This window comes from Nocardiopsis oceanisediminis (assembly GCF_048595525.1).
Lineage (GTDB): Bacteria > Actinomycetota > Actinomycetes > Streptosporangiales > Streptosporangiaceae > Nocardiopsis_A > Nocardiopsis_A oceanisediminis.
The window spans coordinates 5783857-5800514 of record NZ_JAFMZJ010000001.1; the positions used below are offsets into that span (position 1 = coordinate 5783857).

Sequence of the window (16658 nt, forward strand, 5' to 3'; positions counted from 1 at the left end):
CTTTCATTCGGTGGACGCGGCGGCGGATTCGGCCGGTTCGGCCGCGGACTCGGCGGCTTCGGCGGCGCCCGGGGCGGCCACCGCTCCGCTGCGGAGGAGTCCGCCGATCTCGGCCGGGGGGCGGCCGAGTTCGGCGAGGAGTTCCCGGGTGTGCTCGCCCGCGGCCGGCGCGGGCCGGCCGCACGGGTGGCGCTCGCCGCCGAGGGAGAAGGGGGCGCCGGGGGCGGTGTAGGCCGTCCGGCCGTCCCCTCCGACTGCGGTGATCAGGCCGGACGCGGCGAGGTCCGCGTCATCGACGAGCTCGGCGAAGCGGCGCACCGCGCCGCTGACGACGCCCGCCTCGCGGAGCAGCCGCAGCGCCTCGGGGCGGGTGCGCCGGCCGAGCGCGTCGTGCAGGGCGGCGAGCAGCGCCGGCCGGTTGCGCACCCGGGCGTCGTTGGTGGCGAAGCGCGGGTCGTCGGGCAGCTCGGGGCGGCCGATCGCCTCGCACAGGGCGCGGAACTTGGCCGGCAGGTAGGCCGAGAGCACGATCCAGCCGCCGTCGCCGGTGCGGACCAGGTCGGCGGCGGGCGCGGCGAGCGCCTGGCCGTTGCCGCGCCTGGTCGGCTCGGTGCCGCTGAGCCGGCGCTCCACCCAGGTGGAGGACTGGGCGTGCACCATCGCCTCCATCAGCGAGGTCTCCACGTGCGTGCCGCACCCGGTGCGCTCCCGGGCGAGCAGGGCCGCGAGCACCCCCGAGGTGAGCGCCTGGGCGGCCAGCACGTCCGCGACCGCGAAACCGACCCGCTGCGGCGGGCCGTCCGGTTCGCCGGTCAGCTCCATCACGCCGAACTCGGCCTGGGCGGCGATGTCGAGGCCGACCCGGGTGGCCGAGGGCCCGCGGGTGCCGAAGCCGGTGACCGTGCCGCAGACCAGCCGCGGGTGGGCGGCCAGCAGCGTCGCGGGGTCGAGGCCGAGCCGCCGGTCGACGCCGTGGCGGAAGTTGTGCAGGACGGCGTCGGCGGTGCCGAGCAGGTCGCGCAGGACGGCCGCGCCGCCGGCGGTGCGCAGGTCGACCGCGATGCTGCGCTTGCCCCGGTTGTTGGCCAGCACCATGGCCTCGCCGAACGCGCCGATGTGCCGGGCCTGGTCGCCGCCGGGCCCCTCGACCTTGATCACGTCGGCGCCGAGGTCGGCGAGGTTCTGGCCGGCCCCGGGGGCGGCGATGTACTGGCCGAAGTCGAGCACGCGCAGGCCGGCGAGGGGAGCCTGGGGGGTCATCGGGCCGCCTCCTCGGGGGCGGTCCGCGCCGCCCGGCGGCGCGCGGTCTCGGCGAGCAGGGCCCTCCGCGACTTCGCGGGGTCGAGCAGCGCGCCGCCGGCGATGGCGAAGGCGCAGATGGCGACGCCGACCACGAAGAACCCGTCGGAGTAGCCCTGCACGACCGTGTCGGCGGCGTCGACGATGGCGCCCAGCAGCCACGGGGCAACGATCCCGGCCACGCTGTAGGCGGCGATGATGCAGCCGAAGAAGCCCGCCCGGTGGCGCCGGGGGAGGAAGTCGGCGGCGCCGGCGAACGCGATCGAGAAGGCCACGCTGTTGATCGAGAACGCCGCCACGACCAGCACCAGTTGCAGGCCTCCCGGCGGCAGCCGGGTGAAGGCGACCATGGCCGCCCCGGCGAAGACCAGGTATCCGCAGGTCAGCCAGCCGCGGGCGACGTGGGAGGAGTGGCCGCGGCTCAGCAGCCGCCCGGACAGCAGGCCGGCGGTGAGCAGGACCGCGATCGCCAGCGCGTAGGGCACCGTGACCAGCCAGCCGACGGTGGACTGCGGATAGCCCATGCCGTCGTGCAGGAAGGACGGGAGCCAGGCGACCTTGAGCGAGGAGATGAGGTAGCCGGCGAAGGAGAGCATGGCCAGGCCCCAGAAGCTCCCGACCCGCAGCAGCGAGGTGAGCGGGACGTCGATGTCGCCGTTGGGGTCGCCGGCGACCGGCTCGGAGGCCTTCGCCGCCGCCGATCCGCGCGGGGCGGGGCCCATCCCCGGCTCCTTCCGGACGGCGAGCAGCCACAGGACGCACCACAGGGCGCCCACCACGACCAGCACCAGGAAGGCCGCGTGCCAGTTCCAGGTGATGATCACCCAGGTCAGAGCGGGGGCGGCGAGGAGCGGTCCGACCGAGGAGCCGGCGTTGACCACCGCGCCGGCGAAGGCCCGGCGCTCCGGTGGGAAGCGGTCGGCGACGATGCTCTGGCACAGCGCGTGCGCCGGCCCCTCGAAGAAGCCGAGCACGATCCGCGAGACCACCAGGACGATGAAGGTCGTCTGCACCACCAGCGGGAGCATGCTGGCGACCCAGGCGAGCATGAGCAGCGCCGCCGACCAGCGGAACCCCACCCGGCGGAAGGTGAGCGCGAGCAGCACCGCCCCGGCGGCGAAGAACCAGAAGAAGGCGCTCGAGACCAGGCCGTACTGTCCGGCCGTGAGCCCCAGGTCGCGCTTGATGTCCGGCGCCGCCAGGCCGATCGCGGCCTTGTCCGCGAAGTTGAGGGTGAAGAAGGCGAGCAGCAGGCCGATGACCAGCCAGCTGCGCCTGCCGAGCCGCCGGTCCGGTTTCTCGGCGGCGCCTTCCGCGTCCGCGCCGGCGTCCCCCGCGGTGGTGTCGGTTCCCATGTTCGCCTCCGGGCTGGTGATGACCTGCGTCACACCCAACTACCGGGGCCGGAGGGCAACAAGGCCGGATTCGGCAACCCTCCCTTCGGTGATTCGAAAGGGAGGCGCCGGAGGCGCGGGCCGCGCCGGCGCGCACCGGGGCCGGAACGCGAAGAGACCCCAGGCCGGAAGCGGATCCGGTCCGCTTCCATCCTGGGGTCCTGCTGTGCACCATCAGGGACTTGAACCCCGAACCCGCTGATTAAGAGTCAGCTGCTCTGCCAATTGAGCTAATGGTGCCAGCCGTTCCGGGGCGGTCCTCGCGGTCCCGCCCGGCGACGTCTCCAACTTTACCGGACCGGAGGGAGTGGATCGGACGGCCCGTTCCGATGCGCGGGTCACAGGCGGTCGCGGGCCGCGGCGCCGCGCAGGCGGGCGGCCTCGGTGCGGGCGGTGGAGGCGGCGGTGGGGCGGGACGCCGCGTCGTAGGCGCGGGCCAGGGTGTCCAGGGCGTCGGCGAGGAAGGACGGCCAGCCGCGGGTGCGCCACAGGCCGACGGACTCCTCCAGGACGGCGACCGCCTCCGGGATCCGCCCGGCGGACAGGTGGATGTCGCCGGCGAGCGCCAGCGAGTCGGCGAGGTGGTGGTTCATCCCGTGGCGGCGGCTGAGCCGGGCCGCGGACTCGGCGGTGGCCAGCGCCTCCGGGTCGCCCAGCGCGATGTAGAGCCGGGTGAGGTACATCAGCGAGAACACCTCGCCGTAGCGGTCGCCCATCGCGCGGGCCATCTCCAGCGAGCGCTGCAGGTGGTAGCGGCCGGTCTCGATCTGGCCGGACAGGCACTGGGCGGCGCCGAGGAACTGCATGGCGGTGGCCTCGAACCGGGAGTTGCCCAGCAGCCGGGCCAGCTCCAGGGCGTCGGTGAGGTGGTCGACGGCGCGGTCGACGCGCTGGTCCTCGTAGGCGGCGATGGCCATCACGTGGTAGGCGCGGGCCCGGCCGCCGAGGTAGTCGGCGTCCTCGGCGAGGCGGAGCGCCTCCCCGGCGCACCCGGAGGCCTCCTTCGGGCGGCCCTTGGAGACCAGCCCCCAGGTGCGCATCACCAGCGCGTCGGACATCCCCTTGGCGTCGCCGAGCTCGTTGAACATCTCGAAGACCAGGTCGGCCTGCTCCAGCATGCCGGTCATCGCGGCGCCCGCCTGCCCCGGTCCGACCCAGGTGTTCAGGTCGGCCAGGCCGCGGCGGAGCACCGCCTCGCCGCGCCGGTTCCCGGCCGCCCGGCAGGCCGCGATGGCGCACTCGTGGGTGCGCCGCCAGTCGTCGAACCGGCCCCGCACGTCGAAGTACTTCTCCAGGCAGCCGGCCAGGTCCCAGGCGGTCTCGTGCAGGCCGAGGGCGCACGCCTGGCGGACCGCCGCCGCCATCGCCGGCCACTCGGCGTCGAACCAGGCCATCGGGTCGCGCAGCTCCTCGGCGGCCTCCTCGGCCGGCAGCGGCCAGCGCTCGGCCGCCCCGTGCATGGTGGCGTAGCAGGGCCCCGGGATGTACTCGGTGGCCTGCTCGGCCAGCCAGAGCCAGCCGCCGAGCGCGCGGCCCACCGCGGCGGGCCGCTCCGGGTCGCCGGCGCCGAGCTCGCGCGCGTAGAGCCGGATCAGGTCGTGCATCCGGTAGCGCAGCCGCCCGGACGGCCCCTCCACGATGGTCAGCAGCTGCGCGTCGACCAGCGCCTCGGTGTGCTCCATCGCCTCCTCCAGCGGGACGCCGAGCAGCGCGGCCACCACCCATTCCGGGAAGTCCGGCACCTCCACCGCCCCGAGCAGCCGGAACGCCCTGCGCGCGGTCTCCCCCAGGGCGCGGTGGCTGAGCGCGAAGCAGGCCCGCACCTCGCGGTCGCCGGCGGCCAGCTCGTCGAGGCGGCGGCTCTCGTCGCCGAGCAGCCGGGCCAGGCGGGACGGCCGCCACTGCGGCCGGCCGGCCAGCCGGGCGCCCGCGATCCGCACCGCCAGCGGCGCGTACCCGCACAGCCGGGCGATGGCGGCGGCCGCGTCCGGTTCGGCGGCGACCCGCTCGGTGCCGGCGATCCGGCCGAGCAGCTCGACCGCCTGCTCCGGGTGGAAGACGTCCAGGGCGACCTGGTGCGCCCCTTCCAGGCCGGTGAGCCGGGTCCGGGAGGTGATCAGCACGGAGGCGCCGGAACCGCCCGGCAGCAGCGGGCGGACCTGGGCTTCGGAGGCCGCGTCGTCCAGCACCACCAGGACCCGCCGGCCGCCGAGGGCGGTGCGGTACAGGGCGGCCCGCTCGTCCACCGAGTCGGGGATCGCGGCGCCCTCCAGTCCCAGCGCGTGCAGCAGCCCGGAGAGCGCCTGGGCGGGCGGCAGCGGCTCGTCCTCGGCGCCGCGCAGGTTGACGTAGAGCCGGCCGTCGGGGTGGTCGGCGGCGCGCGCGTGCGCCGCGTGCAGCGCCAGGGAGGTCTTTCCGACGCCGCCCATCCCGGAGATCGCGACGACCGGTGCCGCGCCCGCGCGCTCCCGGTCGCCGTCCAGCAGGGCGTAGATCCGCTCCAGCGCCAGCTCGCGGCCGGTGAAGTCGGGGATGTCCGGGGGGAGCTGGGCGGGGACCAGCGGCGGGGCGGCCGGGGCGGCGCCCTCCGGGCCGGCCGGGTCCGGCGGGTCCAGGGAGGCGTCGCCGCGCAGGATCGCCGTCTCCAGGTCGCGCAGCTCCCGGCCGGGCTCCACGCCGAGCTCCCGGTCGAGCAGCTCGCGGCCGCGCCGGTAGACCTCCAGGGCCTCCGGCGAGCGGCCGGCCCGGTACAGCGCCAGCATCAGGGCGGCGCGCAGCCGCTCCCGGTAGGGGTGCTCGGCGACCAGCGCGGTGAGCTCGGCGACCAGTTCGGCGTGGCGCCCGAGGTCCAGCTCGGCCCGGGCCAGCTCCTCGGCGGCCGACCAGCGGCACTCGTCGAGGCGCGCGGCCTCCTCCCGGACCAGCGGCATGTCGGCCAGCCCGGAGAAGGCCGGCCCGCGCCACAGCCCGAGGGCCTCGCGGAGCAGCTCGGCACCGGTCCGCGGGTCGCCGGCGGCGATGGCCGCCCTGCCCTTCCGGTCCAGTTCGGCGAAGTGCTCGGCGTCGGCGGCGGTGGCGTCCAGCCGGTATCCGCGGCCCTCCCGGACGATCAGCTCGGCGCCGCCGAGGGCCTGGCGCAGGTGGTGCACGTACACCTGGAGGCTCTTGTGCGCCGTCCGCGGCTGGGCGCCCTCCCACAGGGCCTCGACCAGCCGGGCCTCGGGCACCGCGGCCCCGGAGGAGCCGAGCAGCACCGCGAGCACGCCGGAGAGCTTGGGTGACAGCCGAACCGGGGGGCCCGCCTCCTCGTCGCGGACCTCCAGCGGCCCCAGGACCGCGAAGCGCATGCACTCCCCTTCCGCCCGCGCCGCAGTCCGATCCGGCCCGCACCGCGCGCTCCAACAGGGATCCAACCGTAATGCAACCGGCCTCCATCCACGATCCGAGAGGCTGTTCAGGGATGGAGTCCCGGCCCCTCCTCAGGGGCGGGGCCGTGCCCCCACCGACAGAGGGAAGGGGAGAACCCCGAATCCGCCCAGGACGGCGGCCGGTGTCCGCACCGGCCGGGGCGGAGCGGGGACTCGGCGGCCGCTTCGGGCCCGGAGGGCGAATGACCCTGCGGAGCCCGGAGCGGCCGACTTTTTATCCCGTTTTCGCCCCATCCCATTCCTCGGCGGACGGCGCCGGCGCCTGGATCTCCACCGCTCCGGCGGAACGCGGGCGGGGGACGGCTGAGGAGCCCGGAGGAACGACGAAGGCCCCGGGCGGATGCCCAGGGCCCTGTCTCGGAGTGCACCATCAGGGACTTGAACCCCGAACCCACTGATTAAGAGTCAGTTGCTCTGCCAATTGAGCTAATGGTGCCGGTCGCTCTCGGCGACGTCGATGAGTTTAGCAGGAGTGCGGGGCGCAGGCGAACGGTTTGTGCCCCCACCTCCCGAGGCGGGCGGAAGTGGGGGCGCGGGAACCGTCAGCTCCACGTGAGGACCACGCCCACGATGATGGCGATGGCGACGAGGGCGCCGACGCCGGCCAGGACGTAGGGCGTGATCGGGCGGCGGGGCTCGGGCTCGCTCTGCTGGTTCTCCGCCACGAAGCGGCGGAACATCGTCGTCGACCCTGCGGGGTCGACGCTCTCTTCGTTCTTTTCGGACATGCGCCTGACACTAGCGACTCCCAAGGCGCCGCGCGCCCCCTCCGGTCCCGAAAAGGCCGATATGACCGGCTTCTCAGTGGCCGTCCGGGACGGATCGCAGGTCAGGCCGGTGCGGCGACGAGCCGGGCGTGCGCGGAGGCCGGCGCCCCGGCCCCGCGGAGCGCCAGCCCCGCCGCGCCCAGCGCGCCGTCGGCGGCGCTCAGCGGCTCGGCGCCGAACCGCGCCCGGACCCCGGCGCGCACCCGGTCGGCCACCGGGCCGGCGGCGAGCACCCCGCCGGCGAACACCACCGGCAGGCCGGGCGCCGGTTCGGGCACGGCGGCCGCCAGCGACTCCAGCAGCCGCTCCGCGGCCCGGGCGCAGACCCCGGCGGCCTCCGCGTCGCCGGCGGCCGCCGCCGCGGTGACCTCCGGGGCGAGCGCGCCCAGCTCGGCCGGGCGGCGGGCGTAGACCACCCGGATGACCTCCTGCGGGTCCCCGGGGGCGATGCCCAGCGCGGCGGCCAGCCGCTCGGTGAGCACGGTCGGGCCGCCCCGGCCGTCGACCGCGGCCAGGGCGGCGCGCAGCCCCTCCAGCCCGATCCACACCGCCGACCCGGCGTCCCCGAGCAGCCATCCGTAGCCGTCGCAGCGGCGGACCACCTCCCCGTCCCGGACCGAGGCGGCGACGGCGCCGGTGCCGGCGATGAGCACCGCCCCTTCGGCCGCGGCGCTGCCCGAGGCGAAGGCGACCGCGATGTCGTCGCTGACCCGCGGCTCCCCGTCCAGGCCGGCGGCGCGCCAGGCGCCGCGGGCGGTCTCCACCGCGCGGGCGCGCCCGGCGGCCGACGCCCCGGCCATGCCGAACACCGCCGAGCGCACGGCCAGCCCGCCGGTGCGGCCGCGGGCGTCCTCCACGGCCGCGCGGACCGCCCCCTCCAGCGCCGCCGCGGGGTCGGGGCTGGAGAACTGGTTGGCGCCGCCGCCGGTACCGCGCCCGAGGAGCCCGCCGTCCAGGCCCACCACGACGCAGCGCGTCGCGGTGCCGCCGGCGTCCACTCCGATCACCACCTCGCGAGTCATGGGGGAACAGTAAGCCGCGCCCCGCCCCCGCCACCAGTGCCCGCCCCGGCGGCCGGAACCGGCCCGCAGCGGCCGGGGATCCGGCCGGACCGTCCCGCGCGGGGGTACCGGGCGGGCCGGAAGCGGGCGGAAGCGGGCCGGTCCGGGTGTTGAAAGCAGACCGCCAGCATGCTGAAAGCAGGCTCGTGCACAGTGGAGGCACTCGGACGGTTCCGGCCGGTACTTCCCCGCGGCCGCGGTCACCGCCGAGGAGAGCGGGTCGATGCACGGCAGGGGGTCCGGCCCGGCGGGTCGGAGGCCGGGCCGGCCCGCGGGGGTCGCGGGCGCCCGTTCCGTACGGGGCGCCCGTGCCCGGCGGGGGTGGTCCGGAGGGGGGTGATCATCCCTGCCGGGCCCCTCCCCCGGAACCGTCCGCCCCCGGTCCGCCGATGAGGAAACGCGGATCGCCGCCCAGCACGGCGGCCATCCGCTCGGCGGGGGCCTCCTCATCGCGGGCCTCCACCCGGGACGCCAGGTCGTCCAGGCCGGCGCCCGGGTGGGTGGACATCCACGCCGCGGCCATGCTCAGCGGCAGCGGCATCCCGCGCACCGCCGCGGCCAGCCGGGCCGCGCCCTCCGGCTCCGCGTCCACGCGCGCCTCCCCCAGCCGCCCGCGGAGCAGCCGGACCGCCTCCTCCCGCGGCAGCGCGCCGACCGCGACCGCCGCCGCGCCGTCCCGGGCGAGCAGGTCGCCCAGCCAGTACCGGCTGGTGACGAGCACGCCGCACCCGGCGGCGCCGGGGAGCAGCGGACGCACCGCGGCGGCGTCCCGGGCGCCGTCCAGCAGCATCAGCACCCGCTGCCCGGCCAGCGCGGTGCGCAGCAGCGCGGAGCACTCCTCCAGCGACTCCGGCAGCGGGCCGGACACGCCGAGGGCGCGCAGGAACCGGCCGGCGACCTCCTGCGGGTCCGGGCCGCCGCCGAGGTCGGCGTGGAGGCTGCCGCCGGGGAACCGCTCCGCCGCCCGGTGCGCCCAGTGCAGCGCCAGCGCCGAGCAGCCCGCGCCGGGCGGTCCGCTGAGCAGCACCCGCCCGGCCCGGCCGCGCGCGTCCGGGCCGATCCGCGCGTCCAGTTCGGCCAGCTCGGCCCGGCGCCCCACGAACCCGGGGACGCCCGCCGGGAGCTGCGCCGGGACGGGCGGGCCGGTGCGGCCCGCGCCGCCGAGCAGCGGCGCGGCGCGCTGCCGCGGCACCCCGGGCCCCTCCCCCAGGTCGCCGCGGAGGATGCCCTCGAAGGTGCGGCGCAGCTCCGGCCCGGGGTCGACGCCGAGCCGGTCGGCGAGCCGCCGGCGGGTGCGGGCGAACAGCTGCAGCGCGTCGCCCTGCCGACCGCCCCGGTACAGCGCCACCATCTGGGTGCGGACCAGCCGCTCCCGCTCCGGGAAGCGCGCCGCGACCAGGCCGAGCAGGTCCAGGACGGCGTCGTGGCGGCCGAGGCGCAGCCCGAGCGCGCCCCACCGCTCGGCGGTGCCGAGCAGCTCGTCCTCCACGTGCCGCACATCGCTCTCGTACAGCTCCGGCGAGCGGGCGTCCGCGGCGACCGGCCCCTTCCACATCCGCAGCGCCCGGTGGAGCAGCCGGAACGAACGCTGCGGGTCGCCGTCCCGCTCGGCCCGGTCCGCCTCCCCGGTGGTCCGGCGCAGCCGCAGCAGGTCGAGCTGGTCCTCGGAGAGCTCGACCCGGTAGCCGCCGTCGCCGCCGGTGACCAGCCGCCCGCCGTACTCGAAGCCGAGCGCCGCGCGCAGCCGCACCACGTGCACCTGGAGCGCGCCGCGGCGCCGCTCCTCCTCGATCCCGGGGCCCCACATGATGCGGACCAGGTCGCGCCCGGGCACCGTGCGGCCGCAGCGGAGCAGAAGCGCGGCCAGCAGCGAGCGGCGCTTGTCCCCCCGGACCACCAGGGGCGTGCCGCCTTCCTGGACGGTCAGCGGCCCCAGAACGTCGAAGGAGATCTCTGCCACGCGGCCCCCCGCAGCTCCCGTTACCGCCCCCACCCTGCCGTTCCGCGCGCGAAGTGCGCAATCCGCCCCCGGTCGGCGGCGTCCCCGCACCGACTTGCGGTCCCGCCGGAACCCCCGCGTTGACTCCGCCCCCGCCCCGTATGAGACTTTCCCCGATGGTGAAATCGGCGAAATCGACCGACGGCGGGGCCGCGGAGGCCTCCCCGTCCCCCGGCACGGTGCTGCGCATCCGGGCCCTGCTGCCCTCGCTCCCGCCCGCCGAGCAGCGGGTGGCCCAGCGCATCGTCGACGATCCCGAGCGGGCCGCCGCCTCATCCATCACCCAGCTGGCCAAGGACTGCTCGACCTCCGAGGCGACCGTGATCCGGTTCTGCCGGACCATCGACTTCTCCGGCTACCGCGAGCTGCGGCTGGCCCTGGCCACCGAGGCGGGCCAGGCGCGCGGCGCCGGGCTGAGCACCCGCGCCGCCGTCGGCGACATCGACCCGGACGACACCCTGGTCACCGTGGTGCAGAAGATCGCCTACACCGACGCCCGCGCGGTGGAGGACACCGCCGCCCAGCTCGACGTGGACGTGCTGCAGACGGTGGTGGAGGCGCTGGCCGCCGCGCGCCGCACCGACATCTACGGGGTGGGCGCCAGCGCGTTCGTCGGCGCCGACCTGCAGCAGAAGCTGCACCGGATCGGGCTGGCCTCGTTCGCCTGGGCGGACAACCACGTCATGCTGACCAGCGCGGCACTGCTCCGGGAGGGCGACGTCGCGGTGGGCGTCTCGCACAGCGGCGCCACCATCGAGACGGTGCAGGCGCTGGCCGAGGCGCGCGCCCGGGGCGCGACCACGGTCGCCATCACCAACTTCCCGCGCAGCCCGATCAGCGAGAGCGCCGACCACGTGCTCACCACGGCCGCCCGGGAGACCACCTTCCGCTCCGGCGCCACCGCCAGCCGGCTGGCCCAGCTCACCGTGATCGACTGCCTGTTCGTCGGGCTGGCCCAGCTGCGCTACGCCGACAGCCGCACCGCCCTGGAGACCACCTACGACGCGGTGCGCGGGCTGCGCGTCGGCGAGCGGCGCACCGGCGGGCGGCGGCCCCGGCCCGCGGAGTGAGCCGGGGCCGCCCGGTTCAGGCCCGGTCCAGCGCGGCGCCGATCAGGCCGAGCGGCGGCGCGCCCAGGGAGAGCAGGTCGGCGTGGAACCGGGTCGGGGTGAAGCCGGCCCCCCACTCCCGGCGGGCGCGCTCGCGCAGCGCCTGGATCTCCAGCTTGCCCCAGGTGTACCGGCCGTAGGTGGGGTCGAAGGTGGCCCGCCGCGCCTCGGAGAGCGCCGCGGTGCCGGTCAGCGCGGTGTCGGCGGAGAACCGGGCGGCCGCGTCGGCGACCGTCATCTCCCCGGTGTGCACGCCGATGGCCGAGGCCAGCCGGGTGACCCGGATCAGCGCCTCCAGCCAGACGCCGGCCTCGAAGTGCGCGGCGGTGAAGGAGCCGCCGAGCGCCTCCTCGGCGTAGGCGCCGAAGCCCTCCTCCACGCACACCTCCTCCGCGTAGTGCGCCCAGCCCTCGATGAACGCGGTGGAGAAGAAGGTGCGGGCCACCGGGCCCCGGGCGCGGCGCAGCGCCCGGCCGTGCGAGTAGTGGCCCGGGGCCACCTCGTGCACGGTGATCGCGGGCAGGGTGGTGGAGCTGAACACCTCCAGCCACTCCTCCCGCTCGGCCTCGGTCCACTCCGGGTCGGGCGGGGTGATGTAGTAGTTCGTGGTGCTCTCCGCCTCGGCCGGGCCGGGCCAGGACAGCATCGCGGTCCCCCAGCGCTGGGACTCCGGGGACTCCGACACCTCCAGCTCCCCGTCGTGGAACGGGGCCAGGCCGCGCTCGGCGGTGAACGCGGTGGCCAGCCGGGTCCAGGTGCGGGCGGCCTCCAGCACGCCCTGCGGGCCGGGGTGGTCGCGCACCAGCTCCCGGGCGGCCTCCAGCGGCGGGCGGCCCGGGGCGATGCGCCCGGTGGCCTCGGCGAGCCGGTCCATCAGCCGGTCCCGCTCGGCGTCGGCGCGCTCGGCCAGCCGGTCGAGGTCGACGTCGATGCCCTCGGGGGTGCCCATCAGGCGGCGCAGCGCCCCGGTGCCGAGCCGGGCGCTGGGGTCGCCGTCCCGGGCGGCCTTCTCCAGGTGGCCGAGGAGCAGGGCGTGTGCGCGGAGCGCGTCGGCGCGGACGTCGGCGGGGGCGTCGGCGGGGATCCCGGCGGCGAGGCCGCGCGCCGCGGGCAGCAGCGCCTCGGCGATGGGGGCGCTGACCCGGTCCAGCGCGGCGAGCGCCGCCTCCACCGCGGCCGGCCAGGCCGCCAGGTGGCGCAACCGGGCCGCGGCCCGCTCCGGCTGCGGGGCGTAGTCCCGGTCGTAGCAGGACAGGTCGAGCTCGTCGAGGTGGAGCAGCGGGTTGATCCGGTGCTCCTCCAGCTCGCCCAGGGTGTAGCGGAGCGCCTCCTCCTGGATGCGCGCGTGCGCCTCCTCGTGCGGGTCGTCGAAGGCGCCGCCGGCGCCGATCCGGGCGAGCCCGGAGCGCACGCCGTCCGGGGAGAGGTCGCCGGTGGTGCCGTCGTACTCGTGCCGCCCGGCGCCCACCCGCATCTCGGGCACGCGGAGGTCGGCGATGGCTCGGAGCCGTTCCGGAAGTTCGTCCATGGCACCGGACCCTACCGGCGGCCGGCGCGGCGGAACCCTGCGGCCGCACGGGACGTCCACCCCTGTATGGACGGGATTCGAGGACCGCTGCGGCGGCGTGCGGTGCGGGCGGCCCTGGCGGTCGCGGTGCTGGGCGCGCTCGCGGCGGGGGCGGCGACGGCCTGGCTGCGGCTGTCCACTGCGGAGCTGCGCGCGGCGGTCGCCGAGACGCCGGAGCGGCCGGTCGCCCTGGTGCTGGGGGCCGGGCTGAGCGACGAGGGGCGGCCGATGCCGTTCCTGGCCCGCCGCCTGGACCTGGCCGCCGAGCTGTACCACGCGGGCAAGGTCGAGGCGGTCCTGGTGAGCGGGGACAACGGCCGCGAGGAGTACAACGAGCCCGACGCGATGGCCGACTACCTGGCGGCGGTGGGCGTGCCCCGGAAGAAGATCGCCGCCGACTACGCCGGGTTCAGCACCTGGGAGTCGTGCGCCCGCGCCGAGCGGGTGTTCGGCGTGGAGGCGGCGACCGTGGTCACCCAGGAGTTCCACCTGCCGCGCGCGGTGGCGCTGTGCCGGGCCGCGGGCATCGACACCCGCGGCGTCGCCGACCCGAGCTGGGGCGACTTCCCCAGCGACAGCGCCTACGGCTACGCCCGCGAGCTCCCCGCCGGCCTCAAGGCCGCCGCGGACGCGGCCCTCCGCCCCGACCCGACCTTCCCGGGCCCCCGCGAGAGCGCCGTCGAGGAGGCGCTCTCCGCACCCCGCTGACCCCGGGCGGGCCGCCTCGGGCAGGCTCGCAGGCCGCCGCGGACGCGGCCCTCGACCGGGGCCCGGCCTCCCCTGCCCCTCCGGGCGGGCGGCGCCGGCGCGGCAGGGGTCCGGCCTCCCCGAAGGGCCCGGCCGACCGGCGGGGCACCGGCCCTTGCACCGGCACGGCCGGTTCGGGCCGCGGTGGCGGCGCTCCGCCGCCCTGCCCTCTTCCCGCCCCTCGCCTCCGGTCCTCTCCGCGCCCCCGCTGAGGGCGGGGCCGTCGCCTTCCCGGCCCTGAGCTTGTTCTTCGACCTCGGGGGCGGCCGGAGCGCCGAGGCGGCCGACCGGTGGGCGTGGCCTGTGACCGCCGCCCGCACCCGGCTCCGCCCGGCCCGGCCGCCGAGGACCTGCGCCGCCCCCGGGAGCGGCCCCGGCCACCGGGACGGACGGTCGAGCCCGGCGCGGACGCGGCAGGGCCTTCGCAGCGCCCGCGCGAAGGCGGCCCGTCCCGGGGTTTCCGGAGGCGGCGGGGGCGGGTGTGCCCGGCCGGGCCGCGCCGTGCGGGGGCCGCGGGTCAGCGGCCGCCGAAGAGGCGGCCGAAGAGGCCGCCGACGCTCTCCTCCGGGCGGGGCGCGGCGGGGGCGGCCGGGGCCTGCTCCTCGGGCTCCTCTCCGTCCGCGGTGTCCGCGCCGACGCCGACGTACTCCCGGAAGCCGTCGCGGTCGGCGGGCAGGCCCCAGGCGGCCGCGGTCTCGCCGACGGCCGCCTCCTCCCAGGCGGAGGCGGGCAGCTCGGCGACCGCCCACAGCACGCGCAGCAGCAGGCCGGGGTCGCGCTCGTCGTCGCCGGTGTCGGCGGCCTCGATGGCCTCGGCGGCGTCCTGCGGTGCGGAGCGGGAGCCCAGCACCTCCTCCAGGGCGGAGCCGACGACCGCCGGGGCGAGCGCCCCGGCCTCGTGCAGCGCCTCGGGCAGGATCTCGGCGCGGAGCTCGGCGGCGGCCTCCCCGCAGCGGCCCAGCGCCAGGTAGGCCAGGACCACGGGGGCGGCCTCGCCCGGGTGCGGCCAGGAGTCGTCGAACAGGCCGGTGTGGCCGACCCGGGTGCGGCCGTGCCGGCGCATCCGCTCGACGGCCTGGTGCGGCACCCGCTCGCCGTGCTGCATGGCCAGCGCGGAGGCGGCCGCGAACTCGGTGTAGAGGTTGCCCGAGGAGAGCTGCCCGGCGAGCGCGACGGTGGTGTCGGCATCGGCCGGGTCGGCCAGCATGCCCAGCGCGAACAGCTCCGCGGAGAGCGGCCTGCGCCAGGAGTCGCGCGCCTGCAGGGCGGCGGAGGGGACCTCCGGGGCCTGGTCCAGCTCCAGCAGCCCGCGGCCGCGCAGGATCGCCGGCACCGCCTCGTCCCGGGCCTCGGGCAGGAAGGCCAGGATGGAGGCGGCCCACTCCGCGGTGGAGTTGAGGCCGCTGCGGTTCTCCCGGCCCTCCAGCAGGCCGACCAGGTCGGGGATGTGCGCGCGGACCGCCTCGCGGGTGTCCAGCTCGGCCTTGAGCAGCGCGGCGCCGGTGTCCCGGGCGACCGCGTCGTAGCGCGCGCTCATCCGGCGGAACGCCTGCTCGTCGGGGGCGTCCTCGCGCCACTTCAGGTACTGGTCGCGCACCGCGTCGAGGTCGGAGGCGACGGCCCAGGCCACCTCGTCGGCCCACTGGCCGCCGTCCCAGGGCACCGGGACGACCGCGGCCGGAGCCGGCACCACCAGCTCGAACAGGAGGCTGAGCGCCTCGGCGGGGGCGCCGGTCGCCTTGTCGGCGGCGATCCGCGCCAGGAACGGCGCGGCCTGCGGCGCGGCCAGGTAGCCGGGGCCGGGGTGGCGCAGGATGTCGAACAGGGCGCTGACCGCGTCCATCGATTCGGTGCCGCCCGCGGCGACGGTCCGCAGCAGCTCGGGGATCCGCGCCCCCTCGCCCGGGACCAGGCCGGTCCAGTCGATGTCGTCCAACCCGCGCAGCGGCCCCTGGCCGGTGTTCTCGTCCATGGGTGCGATTATCCCCGCACCGCGAGGCCGAGCGCGACGTGCAGTACGTCGCGGGCCTCCTGCCCGGCCTCCTCGGCCACGGCGGGTCCGGGGCGGAGCACGGCGTCGCGCAGGGCCTTGGCGCTGGCGCCGACCTCGCGCAGGTAGCCGGTGGCGATCGAGCGGGACCTGGCCCGGGAGCCGGCGTCGCCCACGCCGACCGCGTCGATCCCCGCGGCGCGGGCCAGCGCCACCGCGCGGGGCAGGTGGAACGCCTGGGTGACCATGACCGCGGCGTCCACCCCGTAGACGCCGCGGGCGCGCACGCAGCTGTCCCAGGTGCGGTAGCCGTGCGGGTCGGCGGCGACCGCCTTCTCCGGCACCCCGGCCCCGACCAGGTAGGCGGCCATGCCGTCGGTCTCGTTGCGCGAGCACGGCCGGTTGTCGCCGGAGACCAGGACCGCCTGCACCCGCCCGGCGCGGTGCAGCCGCACCGCCAGGTCGAGGCGGCGGGCCAGCAGCGGCGACGGGCCCTGCGGCCACATCGCGGCGCCGAGCACGATCGCCACCGGGCGCTCCGGGGCGTCCTCCGGCGCGAAGCGGCGCCCTGCCGCACGCGCGTACACCCAGGCGGTGGGCGCGGCGGCGGCCAGCGCCGCCCCTCCGAGGGCCAGTCCGGCCTGTCCGGCGATGCGCACGGGTCCTCCACTCGACGGTCCGGGGGGACCCCGACCCTACCGCCCCCGGCCGCGGAGGCGGCCACGCCCGCGGGCCGCCGCCCCTACCGCCGCGCTCCCGCCCTCCCCGCCGCCGCGAGGGCGGCCGGGAGGGCGCCGGGGTCGTCGCCGGGGCGCACCACCGCCACCGGGCCCTCGCCGGGTTCGGGCGGATCGAAGGAGTCGCGGTAGCCCGCCGCGACCTCGTCGCCGAGCCGCACCGCGTTCGCGTCCGCCCCGCCCCGGCGACGGATCCGGTCGGGCGCCGTCTCGCGCGGCGTCGCCGGGTGGACGAGGACGGGGACCACTCCGAGGGGCGCCGGCGGCCGGCGGTGGCGGTCGCGCATCCGGCGGGACCGGAACGAGCAGTCCGGCACGACGCCGGTCCCCGCCGTGACCACGCCGATGAGGCGGCGGCGGAGGTCGTCCTCGATGGCGGCGACGTCGTCGGGGAGCGGCTGCCGCCGCCCCCGGTTCCAGGCCTCCTCGTCGATCGAGAGCCGCACGCGGCCGCCGGCCTCCAGCCGCCGGGCGACCGTCGACTTGCCCGAGCCGGCCGGTCCGCACTTGAAGACCACCGCCGGTCCGCCGGGCCCCGGGTCGGCCATGGGGTCCCCCTC

At 77.5% G+C, this 16658-nt stretch carries 12 protein-coding genes and 2 tRNA genes; 2 read left to right on the plus strand and 12 right to left on the minus strand.

Going from position 1 to position 16658, the window contains the following annotated elements:
* Positions 1-3: 3 nt before the first annotated feature.
* The 8 genes from J0910_RS25255 to J0910_RS25290 form a co-directional block, all read right to left on the minus strand.
* The gene (locus J0910_RS25255; RefSeq protein ID WP_420161038.1) at positions 4-1260 is read right to left on the minus strand and encodes a CaiB/BaiF CoA transferase family protein; all 1257 of its coding nucleotides are present in this window, start codon (positions 1258-1260) and stop codon (positions 4-6) included.
* A complete protein-coding gene (locus J0910_RS25260; RefSeq protein ID WP_420161039.1) occupies positions 1257-2687 on the minus strand; it encodes an MFS transporter in 1431 nt (476 codons plus the stop codon). The genes J0910_RS25255 and J0910_RS25260 overlap by 4 nt, the downstream gene beginning before the upstream one ends.
* A 173-nt stretch (positions 2688-2860) precedes the next feature.
* A tRNA-Lys gene (locus tag J0910_RS25265) sits at positions 2861-2933 on the minus strand.
* Positions 2934-3031: 98 nt separating this feature from the next.
* The gene (locus J0910_RS25270) at positions 3032-6040 is read right to left on the minus strand and encodes an AfsR/SARP family transcriptional regulator (protein WP_420161040.1); all 3009 of its coding nucleotides are present in this window, start codon (positions 6038-6040) and stop codon (positions 3032-3034) included.
* A gap of 444 nt (positions 6041-6484) precedes the next feature.
* Positions 6485-6557 (minus strand) — tRNA-Lys (locus tag J0910_RS25275).
* Between the two features lie 106 nt (positions 6558-6663).
* Positions 6664-6849, minus strand: coding sequence for an AbrB/MazE/SpoVT family DNA-binding domain-containing protein (locus J0910_RS25280; protein WP_017594757.1), 186 nt, complete (start codon positions 6847-6849; stop codon positions 6664-6666).
* A gap of 101 nt (positions 6850-6950) precedes the next feature.
* Positions 6951-7910 carry an N-acetylglucosamine kinase gene (locus J0910_RS25285; RefSeq protein WP_420161041.1) on the minus strand — a complete coding sequence of 320 codons (960 nt, stop codon included), beginning with the start codon at positions 7908-7910 and terminating at the stop codon, positions 6951-6953.
* A gap of 379 nt (positions 7911-8289) precedes the next feature.
* Complete coding sequence (locus J0910_RS25290; protein WP_420161042.1) at positions 8290-9909, minus strand: AfsR/SARP family transcriptional regulator; 1620 nt, start codon at positions 9907-9909, stop codon at positions 8290-8292.
* A 155-nt stretch (positions 9910-10064) separates the two neighbouring features.
* Here J0910_RS25290 and J0910_RS25295 point away from each other — a divergent pair, with 155 nt between their 5' ends.
* A complete protein-coding gene (locus J0910_RS25295) occupies positions 10065-11018 on the plus strand; it encodes a MurR/RpiR family transcriptional regulator (RefSeq protein ID WP_420161043.1) in 954 nt (317 codons plus the stop codon).
* 16 nt (positions 11019-11034) lie between these two features.
* On the opposite strand, the gene J0910_RS25300 is transcribed toward J0910_RS25295, so the two are convergent.
* Complete coding sequence (locus J0910_RS25300) at positions 11035-12585, minus strand: DUF885 family protein (RefSeq protein ID WP_420161044.1); 1551 nt, start codon at positions 12583-12585, stop codon at positions 11035-11037.
* 66 nt (positions 12586-12651) lie between these two features.
* Between J0910_RS25300 and J0910_RS25305 the strand changes: the two genes are divergently transcribed.
* Positions 12652-13332: a SanA/YdcF family protein gene (locus J0910_RS25305; RefSeq protein ID WP_420161045.1), complete on the plus strand. Its 681-nt coding sequence runs from the start codon at positions 12652-12654 to the stop codon at positions 13330-13332.
* A 556-nt stretch (positions 13333-13888) separates the two neighbouring features.
* Here J0910_RS25305 and J0910_RS25310 read toward each other — a convergent pair.
* From J0910_RS25310 to J0910_RS25320, 3 genes are all read right to left on the minus strand, one after another.
* A complete protein-coding gene (locus J0910_RS25310; RefSeq protein WP_420161046.1) occupies positions 13889-15343 on the minus strand; it encodes a hypothetical protein in 1455 nt (484 codons plus the stop codon).
* 8 nt (positions 15344-15351) lie between these two features.
* Positions 15352-16020: a SanA/YdcF family protein gene (locus J0910_RS25315; protein WP_420161047.1), complete on the minus strand. Its 669-nt coding sequence runs from the start codon at positions 16018-16020 to the stop codon at positions 15352-15354.
* An 83-nt stretch (positions 16021-16103) separates the two neighbouring features.
* Positions 16104-16646 (minus strand): AAA family ATPase, encoded by a 543-nt coding sequence (locus J0910_RS25320; protein WP_420161048.1) that lies wholly within the window; start codon positions 16644-16646, stop codon positions 16104-16106.
* Positions 16647-16658: the final 12 nt, after the last annotated feature.